The organism is Streptomyces nanshensis, assembly GCF_001751255.1.
GTDB classification, from domain to species: Bacteria; Actinomycetota; Actinomycetes; order Streptomycetales; family Streptomycetaceae; genus Streptomyces; species Streptomyces nanshensis_A.
In genome coordinates this window covers 69,704-70,873 of record NZ_LJGW01000143.1, presented here as the reverse complement: position 1 = coordinate 70,873, position 1,170 = coordinate 69,704, and the positions used below count along the sequence as shown (strand labels likewise).

Here is a 1,170-nt window from a genome sequence, read left to right as displayed (position 1 = left end):
GCCGGCGGTCGCGCGCGCTGGGCGCAGTCGCGCCGTTCGCAGATGCGGCAGCCCAGGCCGATGGGCGTGGCCGCCGCCGGGTCGTCCAGGGCGACGCCCTCGGCGTAGACGAGCCGGTGGGCGTGGCGCAGCTCGCAGCCCAGCGCCACGGCGAACTCGGCGCGCGGCGCACGGTGTCCGAAGCCGCCCCGGGTGACGGTGCGCGCCACCCAGAAGTACCGCTTGCCGTCCGGCATTTCGGCGACCTGGGTGAGGATGCGGCCGGGCGCGGAGAACGCCTCGTAGACGGTCCACAGCGGGCAGGTGCCACCCAGCCGGGAGAAGTGGAAGTCGGTGGCGGACTGCCGCTTGGAGATGTTGCCCGCGCGGTCCGCGCGCAGGAACGAGAACGGCACCCCGCGCCGCCCCGTGCGCTGCAAGGTGGACAGCCGGTGGCACACCGTCTCGAAGCCGACGCCGAACCGTGCCTGGAGCAACTCGATGTCGTAGCGCAGCTCTTCGGCCGCCGCGTGGAAGGCCGTGTACGGCATGAGCAGCGCGCCCGCGAAGTAGTTGGCCAGCCCGATCCGGGCCAGTCCGACGGCCTGTGGTGAGGCGAAGGTGGTGCCGCCGGCGAGCGCGTCCAGCAGCCCGCGGTGCTCCAACAGCGCGAGCTGCGTGGCGAGTTGGAACGCCTGCTGCCCCTCCGTGAGATAGGGGGAGAGGAAGAGCAGGCGGCGCTCCCGGTCGAACCGCCGGGTGGCGGCGGCCCGTTCGGGGCTCGACCGGACGATCGTGATGCCGTGCCGCTCGGTGAACAGCTCCCGCAGCACGGTCGCCGCGGGCCGGGCGGAGTCCAACCCGAGGCCGCCGGCGGTGCGTTCGGCCTCCTCGTCGAGCGGCCCGAAGTGGTTGTGGTGGGCGTAGAAGAAGTCGCGTACCTCGTCGTGCGCCTCCAGCGGGGGAAGCGCGGCGGGGGAGCCGGCGAGCGCGGGGTCCGAGGCGAGCGCCGCCACCTGTTCCGCGGACTCGCGGTAGCGGCGGTGCAGCGCCACCAGGGCGCGGGCCGCCTCCGGGTGGTCGCGCGCCACCTCGACCGCCTCCTCCGGGCCGACGGCGACACCGCTGGCCTCGTCGGCGAGCGCCGCGCGCAGATCCGTCGCGAGGCGTTCCTCGTCGGCCTCGGAGAAG

Annotated in this window: 1 protein-coding gene; it reads right to left on the bottom strand. The window is 74.6% G+C overall.

What is annotated here, in order from left to right:
* Positions 1-1,170 (bottom strand): short-chain fatty acyl-CoA regulator family protein (locus AN218_RS08600; RefSeq protein WP_244900358.1); only part of this gene is annotated, 1,170 nt, incomplete at both ends.